Genomic DNA, 13,344 nt, shown 5'->3' on the forward strand with positions numbered 1-13,344 from the left:
TACCTTACTCTATCCGCTTTGTCAAGTCTTTTTTCGGGTAATGTCCGCCTTAAACCCCACTCCCCTAAAGGTGATTCCCCTACTGCACGGGGAATGATTCCCCGTGACCCCCGGTTTTGTTGTTAACGTTTGGATAGGTAGAGTTTAAAGGTTACCTTGCTCCCCACCATCGCCTTTTCTTTTTTACAGACAACCACCTGTCTATTATCTCACCGATAATGCGTATTTGACAGGCAGTAAGTTGTCCAGTCTTATATTTTTTGAGGCATTCATGATTTCAATGCCTACTATTTTATCACCGGTTCCAATATCAAGAACTACATCTTCTGATACCCGCGTGTTTACAACTTCTTGTGTCATATCATCTAATCTGAGATAAAGTACATCTCCCTTGTCATCATATGAAACATTCATTCAAACCTCCCACTTTCCATAAAAAACATAAACCGTTATTGTTATTATAATATTTTCCTCTACAGTATAAAACACCTCAACCCTCTTGTGTTCATAGTATTTGTTTAAACGAATCTGTTTGTAGAAAATATTTTGTATTTACCGTTCTTTCCGTATTTTGCCAAAACAGGGAAGCCTGTCTTTATGACATCTATTATCTCAGCTTCACATGTACCTCGCTCCATTGCTCTTTTTAACGTATGTTGCTCTATTCGTATTTCCATATCTGACAGCCCGGCATCTCCCACATATTACAATCTCAACATTAGCACATGTAGCAATGAAGGTAAGCGTAAATCTTTAAGGCTCTTTCACGTTTTGAGTGGGTGAAAAACGTTATAGAGCCTATATTTTTAAATAGTATTCTATCGGGAGTTTTTAAACAAAGGTGAAAAATAATTACCGACCTGTTTGCCGAGAGATTTAAATATTGTTTTCAAAAAAAGCCTGGTAGCTCTTGTTCTTGGGTTATCCGCTACCGCATCTATAATCATCAACTCATCCACAAGGTCCTCCTTGCAAAGTCTCTTTGATCCCTCCAACATTGTAATAGACGGGCAAAGACTTGTCCATGCTATTAAGAGTGTTATATACAAAGAATCAACACCATCCTCAGAAGCCATTTTGCTCTTGGAGTAAACATGTTCTAAAAAACTCGGTTCCTTAAAAATCATCTTCCTTTCATCCAGCCTCGATTGCCTCAGGAATGTGGCAACACTTGTATAATGGTCTCCCTCCTCCATGATGACTAACTGATGAAAGTTGCATAACGTACAATCCTTTAGCTTTTGAGCCATTGTGCCCTTGGGCTTACCACCACAAAGAGTGCCCGCTATTGCCCAACACGATCTGCCGCCATTCTTTCCCCCGTGAAATCCATCCAGACGACTCTCCAGTGGTACAGGACATACACCTAATTCATACACTTTTGCACCACCAACTTCTCTTTGGCAGTTGTTGTATTCCCAGCAATTTAATTTAATGTCATTCATAATATTACCTCGGTTTTTTTGTAATAACCTTACTAATAATAACACAAAAGATATGAAAAAAGTTTAATGAGTTAGTAGCCACATTTAGCTGATTGTCTTTCCAATAATATTTTGCACTTCTTGAGTGTACTGGCCGTGTGTTTCGTAAAGAAAAAGCGGGGGCTCTATTGTCAGTTCAGGTTTTCCCTCTTTGACCGCCTCCATTAAATACATCTTTGCCTCAGTTTCCGTGTTGGAATGAACAAATCTTATTCGTTTAGGCTCAAATTTATTTTTTTTCAGAATTTCTATGGTCTCAACAAATCTGGATGGATGGTAAATAAAAACAAGTTTCCCCTTACCTTTAAGCAAGTAAAAGGCGGAGTTAACAAGTTCATCAAAAGTGATTTTAAGTTCATGTCTTGCAATCGCTTTTTCCATATCCGGACAAATCATACCGCTTACCGGTTTGCGGAATGGGGGGTTTGATACAACTATGTCAAAACTGTTTTGGCTAAAATACCCGTTTACTGTTCGTATATCGCGCATGTGAACAGTAATGTTGTCATCGAGAGCGTTAATTTCAACATTTCTTTTTGAAAGTGCCGATAACTCCTCCTGAATTTCTACTAAGTGGACGCCGGATTTTGTAAATTTTTTGGCAAGCAGAATTCCGATAATCCCTGAGCCTGCCCCAAAGTCAGCTATTAACTTTGTATGAAATCCACCCCTTACGAAATCACAAAGCAGCAACGAATCAATGGAAAACCTGTATCCACGCTTTCTTTGATATATTTTTATATCCTTAATGAAATCAAGCGTCAGCATGTACCCCAATCAAGGATTCAGAATATAAATTTGTGGTTTATTGATTCTTCTAAAAAGTAACGGAACTGTCAAGAAACTCAAGGAATTCTTTTGATGGTAATGGTTGGGAGAAAAGGTAGCCCTGTGCCTCATCGCATTTAAGCGCCCGCAAAAACTCCAACTGCTCATATGTTTCAACCCCCTCTGCAGTGACGTCAAGTTTAAGGCTGTGAGACATGGCTATTATGGCAGTAGATATTGCCTCATCATCGGGGTCGGTCGTTATATCTCTTACAAATGATCTGTCTATCTTAAGCCTGCATATGGGAAACCTTTTTAAATAACTCAAAGACGAATACCCCATACCAAAATCATCAATAGCAACGTGTATGCCCTTGTCCCTGACATTGCGCAGCACCTTTATGGCCTTCTCGGCATCCTCCATCACTATGCTTTCGGTTAACTCCAGTTCAAGAAGTTCAGGACTTAACTGCGTTTCTTCAAGAATATCCTCTATGGTTTTTATAAGGTTTTCCGCCCTGAATTGCTTGACTGAGAGGTTTACCGCAATTACGATAGGGGGGTAGCCTGCCCTCTGCCATGCAATACTTTCCTTACATGCTGTCCTTAGTACCCACTCTCCTATTGGTATAATTAATCCGGTTTCCTCAGCAAGAGGAATAAACTCCACAGGAGAGATTATGCCATGCTTGGGATTTAACCAACGAATTAATGCCTCAGCAGCACAAACTTTACCGGTTGTAAGGTTTATTTTGGGTTGGTAATATAGGACAAATTCGTTTCTTTCTAACGCTTTTCTCAGGTTGTTTTCAAGCTTAAGGCGTCTTAACGCTCTTGAGTTCATCTCTGTGTTGAAAAACTGATAGTTGCTTCTACCCCTTTCCTTAGCTTGATACATAGCGATGTCAGAGTTTTTCAGAAGCGTATCTATATCGTCTCCATCACTGGGATAAATACTTATGCCTATGCTAGCGCCTACAAAACAATCATGTCCGTCAAGTAAAAAAGGCTCGGAAAGTGTCTCAATAATTTTTTCAGCCACAAAAGCTGCATCCTGCACTTTTTTTATAAACGGCAGGATTATAACAAACTCATCACCTCCCACATGGGCCACAGTGTCGGTATCCCTGACACAGTTGGGAAGTTTCTTGGCAGTTTGTTTCAGAAGCAAATCTCCCATATCATGCCCCAGTGTGTCGTTGATGTGCTTAAAACCGTCAAGATCTATAAACAACAGGGCAAACATCTGGTTGTATCTGCGTGAGTGGCCCAGCGTGTGGCTCAATCTGTCGTAAAAGAGCGTTCTGTTGGGCAAATCCGTAAGTGAGTCGAAATGGGCAAGGTATTGAAGGCGCTGTTCCGCTATTTTTCTTTCTGTTATGTCTAATCCCGTTAATACTACGTATTCAACCTGACCACTGTCTTCATTTAAAAGTGCTGTATTTGACCATGTTATCAATCTCTGTTGGCCATTTTTAGTAAGCATGAAATTTTCAATGCTAAGAGGATATTGACCATCTACAATTTTAGCAAAATCCACTTTAAACGGCTCCACATCCTCTTTTCTTAGCAGGGACTCCCATACACATTTTCCCTGCAGCTCGTCAAAGGAATAATTTGTGGTAGTCTCACACATCCTGTTAAAGCGCACAATTGAACCATTTACATCTGAAACAATGACAAGAGCGCCCACTATGTCTAATATAGCATCAAGCAAATGAATATCAGAATTACTGCTGCCTGTCAAAACAGCCTCAAAGTCCCCTGTAAATCTATGCACTACAGTTGTCTCCTCTGTAGTGCTGTCTTTTTGCTCTTTATCCACATCTATCCCAATTCCTTTCATTCTTATAAACTGACCAATTCTGTATTACTAATTATATATTATAACAAATAAAAATAGTTTTAAGGTTTTAATTTACACGTATAAAATAAAAATCTTTTAACCTCCCCCTATAATCTTTCTGGCCTCACCTATTCTCATGGTTATTTTTTTCCCGTCGAGATGTTCAAGAAAAGGGAGAGCGTACTTTCTTGAGGTTTGCAAGAGGTCTCTGAATTCGGAAACACTTATCTCGGTTTTGTTCTTTGAGAATTCCTTTAATGCTGTAAGCATCTTACTGTGGTCTTCTTTTAAAAGGTAAATCGAATCGTTTATTCTGCTAACTGTCCCGTCTGAGGCCATAAGTTTCAAAATATCTGTAATTGCATTTAATTTTAACGAAAGCTTTGATGCTATTTCATCTTTAAGGGGAGGCTGAAATCCCGCAGCCTTAAGCATTTTAACTATCGCCGTACGGACATTTTCATCATCTGCGGTAAGGGTGGGATTAAAAGACTTTAACCGCACAATGTCTTTGTCTGATACCAACAGTGGAAAAGAAGGTAAAATTTTAAAAAACGCTTTTGAATCAACCGCTTTAAACTTTCCACAAAGCTCATCTTTAGAAATCCCTGCTTTAAGTGGATTAGATTTATGGAAATCTTTGAGTATTGTTGCTACTTTTGACTCCAGAGCCTTTATCATTTCCATATGGTACAAAATCTCTGAAACTTCTACAATTGTACTGCTTTTCTTTAATTTTTCAATGGCAGCATCAATTTGTTTGACATCCTCATTAATCCAGCTGTGCAGTTGTTTGCGGGTAAAGCCAGACTGAGCCACTCGTCTGATTTTCTCTGAAATTTTTTGCTCCAATGTGCCTTTTTCATAAATCTCAAGGCTTGTCATGTCTTTTCCTCTGAGTGGTGGTAAAATATCAAGTACAATCCCTCCGCCTATGGTCTCAACCGGAGAGAATCTCCTTATGATAAATCTGTCATTAACCATTGCCGTTATGGGCTCTTTCAGTCGTATCTGACAGTATGCGCTCTCAACGGGCAGGATTTTCCCTCCGCCATGGACTATCACTCTTGCAGTTAACTCTGATGTCCCTATATGAAAATGGACGATTGCCTTACCATCAAGGGCAATAGCATCCTTTAGCAGAGTGATTTTAACATCAATCCGCCTGGTTGTAATCCCTCTGTTTTGTTCAGTCAGGAGATTGCCCCGGCTTAACTCAACCCTGTCAACTCCCTGAAGGTTTACTGCAAGCCGCTGACCAGCAAAACCTGTGGTTATCGGCTGGTTATGGCTATGCAGTCCCCGCACTTTTGTCTTAATCCCTGATGGATGTATCTCTATGTGGTCATCAACTCTTACCATCCCTGATATTGCCGTTCCGGTTACAACAGTGCCAAACCCTTTTAGAGTAAAAACCCGGTCAACCGGAAGACGGAATATCCCGCCATTGGATTTCGGCAGTGTTTGCATTGCAAGGACACCGATCATTTTTTTCAGATTGTCAATATTAGTGCCGTCTTTAACGGATACCGATATAATTTCGGCATTCTCTAAAAACGTGCCACGCACAAACCCCCGGACGTCCTCAAAAACCAATGACAAAAACTCTGAGTCAACTAAATCACACTTAGTGATTGCAACTATCCCTGTCTTAATGCCAAGCAGGTTACAAATAGCAAGATGTTCTCTGCTTTGAGGCATAATGCTCTCGTCTGCGGCAATTACAAAGAGCACCATGTCTATTCCCTGAGCGCCTGCAAGCATGTTTTTAATGAGTTTTTCATGCCCCGGTACATCAACAATCCCCACCGTTGCCTCTGCATACTTTAACTCGGCAAACCCAAGATCTATAGTTATACCGCGCTGTTTTTCCTCTTTTAGCCTGTCCGGATCAACACCGGTAAGAGCCTTAACCAATGAACTCTTCCCGTGGTCTATGTGGCCTGCTGTGCCAAGAACTGCATATCTCATTATGTTAGATTTTAACTTATCTAACGAGATACAGGCAAATCATCACTGTTTTGCTTCTAAACTCCACTCCATTGACAAAGGGGGCATGCCTTTATCGCAATGCAAGTAATCGACAAAAAATCAGAAACATAGATAAAAGAACTGTTTTTGTATAGTTTCAAAATTTTAACTTGACAAATGTTCCTGTGTTAATATTATAATATGGTTGAGGTTGGTGGGGAGCTTTCTAGTTTCCTAATATAGATTTATTTAGTCTTTCCCAGACTGACTGAATCGCCAGCCTCTTTCTATTTTTCTCTTATAACTTTAAATCCCTTTAATGGCAGTTTTTTCCCGTTTATCTCTACAACTGGCGTTTTGTTTATAAATTGTAAAGCTTTTACCTTTGTAAAAAATTCAATGCTTTTTTTGTCACCAGTAAATCTTTTTCCTAAAACATATGCACCCACGTCTGCCATTTGTATGCCGACATTTTCTGAGGAAATTGCAAATAACGGAACTTTGATGATGGAATCAAAGCTTTGTCCTACTTTACATTTATGAAAGAAATTAATTAGACTTTTAGACGTTTTCTTATTAGACTCTACACCACGGTCATCAAAAATTAGTTTTGCCATAAGGTCAGGACAATTATCTTTCATAAACTGATCTATTCGTTCAAATAAGAAATAATATGGTCTTTCAAGTTGATCTACATTTTCGCAAGCCAGGTCAATCTCTTTTTCTGAAAATACAATAGAAGCAAAATATCTTACACCTAAAGTCTCCATATAACCAAAAATATTTCTTGCAAGTTCTAATCCGTTAGATTTTATACATCTTGCTTCAAGTTTAAAATAAAAATTTTTGAAAAGATCTTTTCCTTTAATTTCGCCGCTATTGACCCCTAAAAAAGCACTTTTTAGCCTATATATCTGTTTAGAACATTCATTGAAATCGCGGCTATTAATTTGCATTGCTGACAAAACTCCCACTTTGTGTTTTTTGTTAAGTGACGATTGCCAACTCTCATCTATAAAAAATAACATATAGTCAAATATAACATGATAAATCACAAAACACAAATAAAATGTCCGCTTTCTCACTTAGACAAAAGAATCCTTTTTGTCTAAGTTTTTATGAGGTTATGCAGAAATATCAGAAATGACATGTGCTTGTAATTATAATCTACAGTATGTTAAAATACTGTATTAAATTAATTTAACAGGAGGGACTTTCATGGATATTATTGCTATAATTGGTAATACTAATACGGGAAAAAGTCTTACCATCAAAGAGCTTACTGGCGCATCACGTAGTGGTCCACGGTCTATTCCTTACATAAATGGTAGCCAGCATACTTATGTGCAAATACCAGCTCTTCAGGAATCGGAAATGTACGCAAAAGATTTTTTTACCGAGGTGAATAAGCATAACGTTAGCATCGTAATTGTGACACTTCGCACAAATGGTACAACTAAACATGGTAACCTTTTTCCTGATGCAGCGACTTATCTTGATGAATTTAAAAATTATGGGTGGAACATTATTGGTGTGGCAGAATTGGTTAAAGGAGCAAGATTGACACCCACTCCAAATCTTGCCAGATACACCCCTATAGTCATTTCTAATGTCCTAAGTCAGCCAGTAAAAGTCAATGCACAACGGTTGAAAAGCGCATGGGGAATATTATAGTTGGCAGAAGCTTTAACTTCTTTCTACGCGTTGGAGCAGTCAAGTCCATAACGTTTGGGATTTCAACACCAACATTAGGAGTGGTTATTACCTTTATTGTCAAGAATCTTGCATTTTGGAGTGCTGGCACTTTTTGAACAGACTACAGCGTTACGCCAGTGGTCGTAGAGCACCTTAAAGAGGCGTTTTATTACTTAGTGGAATTGTGATGCTTTGCGATAAGCTGCCTAACAGCCGGTACTAAATCGTTCGGAACCTCCATAATGGTTGGGATATGTCTGTCGAAAGCAGATTCATCCTCGGCAACAGCCTCCTCCTCAGTTTGTTGTTCATAATGCGCTAGTACAGTCTGAACTCTTTTCTCATCCCACCCGGGTGGAAATCTGGTTTGTCTCAATCTCTTCTCCTCCTGCGCCGTCTGTAAGCTAACAAGGGCTTACCTTTTAACTCATAAGCAGTTACTAAAAAAATGCTTGATTGCTCAACGACATATATGACACGAAGGTAACGTCCTGTCTGAGTCTGACCAATAGCAACACGCGAGCCTTCACGACCACGTCGATCCTCTCCAGGTCTGCTTAAAATCTCCATTACCTCCTGCTCACCAACATCGTGTTTGTATATGTGCGGCAATCCAGACTCCGCGTCAATATAATACCGAACAATCACCGTTTTTCTGATCACACAAACAAAGGCTTATGTCTTTATTATATCTTAAACGTACCCGATAAAGACATAAACCAAAAAAGCGGTTGTACATGTCTATTCTATCACCTACCATCGTTGGCATAATTATTACTTGATAACCGGAAGTTTAGCCAGTGATTCTTTTATCTTTTCGACCGGATACGGATAATCAATAATTTTGCCGTCCATGTAATCAGCATAGGCAGTTAAGTCAAGATAACCGTGGCCGCTAAGGTTAAATACAATTGTCTTTTCTTTGCCCTCTTCTTTAGCCCTTAGTGCCTCATCAATTGCTGCTCGGATGGCATGAGAGCTCTCAGGGGCAGGTATTATACCCTCAGTTTGCGAAAATGTTATGGCTGCCTCAAACACTTTTGTCTGTCCGTATGCAACAGCCTCAATCAGTTTGTCATGGACAAGCTGAGAAACCAATGGGGAATCGGCATGGTACCTGAGACCGCCAGCGTGAATTCCCGGCGGTATGAAATTATGTCCCAGTGTGTACATCATAAGAAACGGGGTTAGTCCCGCTGAGTCCCCGTAGTCATATCTGAACTCCCCTTTGGTTAGCGTTGGACATGACTCCGGTTCTACCGCAATGACGCGCACCTGCTTACCGTTTATCTTGTCATGGATAAATGGAAAACTCAAGCCGCCAAGGTTACTCCCGCCACCGCAGCACCCTATTACCACATCCGGGTATTCATTTATCAACTCAAACTGTTTCTTTAACTCAAGGCCTATAACCGTCTGATGTAGCACCACGTGGTTAAGCACCGACCCCAGTGCATAATTTGTATCCTTATGGGTAGCGGCATCCTCTACGGCCTCGGATATAGCAATGCCAAGGCTCCCAGGATTGTCAGCATCAGCAGAGAGAATTATTCTGCCCGATTCGGTCTCAAAACTTGGGCTTGCAAAGACCTTACCACCCCACGTTTCCATCATAATGCGCCTGTAGGGTTTCTGATCGTAGCTTACCCTTACCATATAAACGGTTACATCCAGCCCAAAGAATTTACAGGCCATAGACATTGCGCAACCCCACTGGCCGGCTCCGGTCTCCGTTGCAATTCGCTTTATGCCTGCAATTTTATTGTAGTACGCCTGAGGGACAGATGTGTTTGTCTTATGGCTTCCTGCCGGGCTTACTCCCTCATATTTATAATAAATCTTAGCCGGTGTTTGAAGGTGTTTTTCAAGCCTGTGAGCTCTGTAAAGCGGGCTTGGTCTCCACAATGAATAAATTTCAAGCACCTCCTCAGGAATGTCTATCCACCTCTCATGGCTTACCTCCTGCTCTATTAACGACATAGGAAAAATAACCGATAAGTCATCCGGGCCGACAGGTCTTCTGGTAGCCGGATGAAGGGGCGCTTTAGGCAGGTTTGGCATATCTGCCATTATGTTATACCACTTGCGTGGTATATCCTTCTCATCTAATACGATTTTTGTAGTGTTCACAAGTACCCCCTGATAATATAGTTTTCATTGCTACTCGATATCAGCATTTTAACTTATTTAACGAAATACAGGCAATAATGATATAATCTTAAACACTGTGAAGCTTTGGAGAATTTCACTTTAATGGACTCAAACAAAATTGATTGTTTTAAGTGCAGGAATTTTTATATTACATGGGACAGTAAGTTCCCATATGGCTGCCGTGGACTTGGCTTTAAGAGTAAGGCGTTGCCATCCAGAGAGGTTAAGATTGCCTCAGGTACGGAGTGTCTTAAGTTTATTAAAAAACCAGACATTCGCAAATAATTTTAAGGAGTTTTTTTCTTATTTTAGAACTTGACATTATAGAAAATAACAAGAGGCTTGAAGACCTCGACAAAGCCCACATCTGGCATCCGTTTACGCAGATGAAAGACTGGATAAACGACACCCCCATTGTGATAGCTGAGGGGCATGATTGTTTCATCAAGGATACGTACGGCAGGTGGTACATTGACGGGGTGTCATCGTTATGGGTAAATATCCATGGACATGGCAAAAAAGAAATTAACGACGCTCTGATAAATCAGCTTACAAAAATTTCTCATTCCACACTGTTAGGACTTGCCAATGTGCCATCCACAGAGTTAGCCGGAAAACTCATCAGCCTCGTAGGTGAGCACCTTAAAACTGATAAACTTAACAAGGTGTTTTACTCCGATAATGGTTCAACCGCAGTTGAGGCGGCTTTGAAGATGGCATTCCAATATACTCAGCACACAAAGAAATGCGCAGATGATGCACTATTTGTAACCCTTGAAAACGGCTATCACGGCGATACAATAGGCGCAGTCAGTGCCGGAGGAATTGATTTATTTCATAAAACATACGCTCCCCTGCTTTTTAAGACTGTTAAAACGCCCTCACCATACTGTTTTAACTGCTCACATGGTGTAGTTTCAAACCAAACAGATACCCCGTCTAAGTACAGGTGCAATGCAGAGGGCGAGTTTCCATGCCTTAGGGAATTAAGACATATCCTTGGGAATTTAAAGGGAAATGTGGCGGCAGTTTTGATAGAACCACTGATTCAGGCCGCTAGCGGAATGATAACCTCTCCAGTTGGGTATTTAAGGGGTGTCAGGGATTTATGCACCGAATTTGACACGCTTTTGATAGCCGATGAGGTAGCAACCGGCTTTGGCAGAACGGGGACTATGTTTGCCTGTGAGCGTGAGGGTGTTGTACCGGATATTTTGTGTCTGTCTAAGGGGATTACGGGGGGATACCTGCCCCTTGCCGTGACAATTGCCACAGAGACTGTTTATAACGCTTTTTTAGGAGAATTTGCCGAAAAGAAAACATTTTTTCACGGCCACTCTTACACAGGAAACCAGCTGGGCTGCGCTGCCGCACTGGCATCTCTGGAGATTTTTGAAAAAGAACACGTGCTGGCCAATTTGAAACCAAAAATAAAAATCCTCAGAGATTGGTTAAATTCAATATTTAATCATCCTAATGTTGGGGATGTCAGAGTCTGTGGGATGATGGCTGGTGTTGAACTCATAAAGGACAAGGCATCTATGGAGCCTTTTAGTTTTGAGGAAAAGGCCGGATGGCAAGTGGCTTATGAGGCGCGTAAACGATCGGTATTTATCAGGCCGCTAGGTAATGTTTTAGTGATTATGCCTCCTCTGTCAATATCTGAAGAGAACCTCTTAGCCATGCTAATTCGCATTGAAAAATCCATTGATATCCAATTCTAATTCATTCGTCTAACTTTGTTCTTGTCTTATTCTGATTCTAATTCAGACGAACCAGTTTTATAAGTGCCGTAAAGGTGATAAGCGCAGTCGGGTCCCACCATTTTAGCGGCAGCCTTATAAGGAATCCTGATTTTCCCCTTTATAATTAATGCCCTGTAGAGGTATTTTATTCTGATTTGCTCTGATTTCTCTGTTTCCATAACCTGCTCCTTTTATTGAAATCGTTTTTCAAATCTGGTTTCACCAATGCGTTTTTTCACCGAATCATAGTAGAGGTTTTCGTATTTAACAGCAGCATTTTTCCATGAAAAGTCAATTTTCATGATACGTTTTTTAAGCGCCTCAAGCTTGTCCCTATTATTATAGTAGCTATGAACTGCCCAACCAACTGTGTTTTTCAGAGCTTCAGCGTTAAAATCATAGAACTTAAATCCCGTGCCGGTTCCAGTTGTTTCGTCAAAATTTTCAACGGTGTCGTTAAGTCCGCCTACTGAGCGCACTATAGGTATTGTGCCATAGCGCATACTGTACATCTGGTTTAGGCCGCATGGTTCAAACTCTGAGGGCATGAGAAAAAAGTCGGAGCCTGCCTCTGTCTTGTGCGCAAGTGCGTTGTCGTAACCAATGTAGCAGGCAAAGCGGTCTTTTGCCCTGTTGGGGAGATCACCAAAGAAAAAATTAGCCCACACCTCGCCCGTTCCAAGCAACACTATCTGAATATCCATTTCAAGAATATTACAGACTGCCTCGGCAAGCAGGTTAATCCCTTTTTGCTTGACAAGTCTGGTCACTATGCCGATAAGCGGAACGTCAGGGCGCTCTGGTAAACCAAATATCCTCTGAAGGTCACACTTACACAGTGCCTTGCCAGACATATCGGTATCGCTGTACTTTGCCGCTATCAAAGAATCGGTCTCAGGATTCCACAGCCCATAATCGACGCCATTGAGGATTCCAAACAAATCACCAGCACGTTCCCTTAAAACCCCATCCAGTCCAAAACTAAACTCCGGCGTAAGAATCTCCCGTGCATAAGACTCACTCACTATAGTTATAGTTGTTGCGTTATATATGCCGCCTTTAAGCAGATTTGTGTTACCGTCTTTTTCAAGACACAGGTAGTTAAAGTGTTCCCAGCCTAACCCTAGCACATCCATAAGACCCTCGTAGAACTCACCCTGGTGCTGAAGGTTATGGATAGTCAGCACAGTTGCTGCCTCACCAACGAAAGGGTCACTCTGATAAACCTTATTTACAAACACCGGCACAACAGCAGTGTGCCAGTCATGAACGTGGATAATGTCCGGTTTAAATTCTATAAGTTTACAGAGCTCAAGAGCAGCCCGTGAAAGAAACACAAAACGGTTATCGTTATCCAGAAAGCCGGTGCCGTGAATATCTGAATACAGTCCGCCTTCGCTGCCAAAATACTGCCTGTTATCTATGAAATAAACAGTGACCTTAGTTCCGGGAAGTTTTCCATTAAAAACTCCCGAATCTACCACACCAATGCAGCCCATAGGAACACTAAGGGTTTTACCTGAATCGGTAAGAGCCGTAATCTTTTCACTTATACTACTGTACTTCGGCATAACGACTCTGACGTCATGGCCTGACTTTGCAAGCTCCGCAGACAGTGAACCAACAACATCGGCCAACCCACCTTCCTTAGCAAACGGCAGCATCTCTGAGGTTACCATTAAAA

At 41.0% G+C, this 13,344-nt stretch carries 14 protein-coding genes; 3 read left to right on the forward strand and 11 right to left on the reverse strand.

Translation table 11 applies throughout. The features are described 5' to 3' along the window. Window positions 1–204: 204 nt before the first annotated feature. The 7 genes from HQK88_13320 to HQK88_13350 form a co-directional block, all read right to left on the reverse strand. Window positions 205–414 carry a DUF2283 domain-containing protein gene (locus HQK88_13320; protein MBF0617782.1) on the reverse strand — a complete coding sequence of 70 codons (210 nt, stop codon included), beginning with the start codon at window positions 412–414 and terminating at the stop codon, window positions 205–207. A gap of 104 nt (window positions 415–518) precedes the next feature. Next, a complete protein-coding gene (locus HQK88_13325; protein ID MBF0617783.1) occupies window positions 519–701 on the reverse strand; it encodes a hypothetical protein in 183 nt (60 codons plus the stop codon). Between the two features lie 117 nt (window positions 702–818). Then, the gene (locus HQK88_13330) at window positions 819–1,445 is read right to left on the reverse strand and encodes a hypothetical protein (GenBank protein MBF0617784.1); all 627 of its coding nucleotides are present in this window, start codon (window positions 1,443–1,445) and stop codon (window positions 819–821) included. 84 nt (window positions 1,446–1,529) lie between these two features. After that, a complete protein-coding gene (locus HQK88_13335; GenBank protein ID MBF0617785.1) occupies window positions 1,530–2,252 on the reverse strand; it encodes a tRNA1(Val) (adenine(37)-N6)-methyltransferase in 723 nt (240 codons plus the stop codon). Window positions 2,253–2,301: 49 nt separating this feature from the next. Further along, window positions 2,302–4,098 (reverse strand): EAL domain-containing protein, encoded by a 1,797-nt coding sequence (locus HQK88_13340; GenBank protein ID MBF0617786.1) that lies wholly within the window; start codon window positions 4,096–4,098, stop codon window positions 2,302–2,304. A 96-nt stretch (window positions 4,099–4,194) separates the two neighbouring features. After that, window positions 4,195–6,069 (reverse strand): selenocysteine-specific translation elongation factor, encoded by a 1,875-nt coding sequence (gene selB / locus HQK88_13345; GenBank protein ID MBF0617787.1) that lies wholly within the window; start codon window positions 6,067–6,069, stop codon window positions 4,195–4,197. A gap of 287 nt (window positions 6,070–6,356) precedes the next feature. Continuing rightward, entirely contained in the window at window positions 6,357–7,154 is a 798-nt protein-coding gene (locus HQK88_13350) for a DUF3800 domain-containing protein (protein MBF0617788.1), read from the reverse strand. A gap of 133 nt (window positions 7,155–7,287) precedes the next feature. Between HQK88_13350 and HQK88_13355 the strand changes: the two genes are divergently transcribed. Continuing rightward, window positions 7,288–7,743, forward strand: coding sequence for a hypothetical protein (locus tag HQK88_13355; GenBank protein ID MBF0617789.1), 456 nt, complete (start codon window positions 7,288–7,290; stop codon window positions 7,741–7,743). 190 nt (window positions 7,744–7,933) lie between these two features. Here the strand turns inward: HQK88_13355 and HQK88_13360 are convergent, their stop codons facing one another. Continuing rightward, the gene (locus HQK88_13360) at window positions 7,934–8,140 is read right to left on the reverse strand and encodes a hypothetical protein (protein ID MBF0617790.1); all 207 of its coding nucleotides are present in this window, start codon (window positions 8,138–8,140) and stop codon (window positions 7,934–7,936) included. 398 nt (window positions 8,141–8,538) lie between these two features. Then, window positions 8,539–9,894, reverse strand: a complete 1,356-nt coding sequence (locus tag HQK88_13365; protein MBF0617791.1) for a TrpB-like pyridoxal phosphate-dependent enzyme — start codon at window positions 9,892–9,894, stop codon at window positions 8,539–8,541. 123 nt (window positions 9,895–10,017) lie between these two features. On the opposite strand from HQK88_13365, the gene HQK88_13370 reads away from it, so the two are divergent. After that, window positions 10,018–10,200 (forward strand): uracil-DNA glycosylase, encoded by a 183-nt coding sequence (locus tag HQK88_13370; protein ID MBF0617792.1) that lies wholly within the window; start codon window positions 10,018–10,020, stop codon window positions 10,198–10,200. A gap of 38 nt (window positions 10,201–10,238) precedes the next feature. Then, window positions 10,239–11,639, forward strand: a complete 1,401-nt coding sequence (gene bioA / locus HQK88_13375; protein MBF0617793.1) for an adenosylmethionine--8-amino-7-oxononanoate transaminase — start codon at window positions 10,239–10,241, stop codon at window positions 11,637–11,639. Window positions 11,640–11,665: 26 nt separating this feature from the next. Here bioA and HQK88_13380 read toward each other — a convergent pair whose 3' ends face one another. Together HQK88_13380 and glgA are read right to left on the reverse strand one after the other, a co-directional pair. After that, window positions 11,666–11,839, reverse strand: coding sequence for a hypothetical protein (locus tag HQK88_13380; protein MBF0617794.1), 174 nt, complete (start codon window positions 11,837–11,839; stop codon window positions 11,666–11,668). Between the two features lie 12 nt (window positions 11,840–11,851). Continuing rightward, window positions 11,852–13,339 carry a glycogen synthase GlgA gene (glgA, locus tag HQK88_13385; protein MBF0617795.1) on the reverse strand — a complete coding sequence of 496 codons (1,488 nt, stop codon included), beginning with the start codon at window positions 13,337–13,339 and terminating at the stop codon, window positions 11,852–11,854. Between the last annotated feature and the right edge of the window lie 5 nt (window positions 13,340–13,344).

This window comes from Nitrospirota bacterium, assembly GCA_015233895.1.
Taxonomy (GTDB): Bacteria; Nitrospirota; Thermodesulfovibrionia; order Thermodesulfovibrionales; family Magnetobacteriaceae; genus Magnetomonas.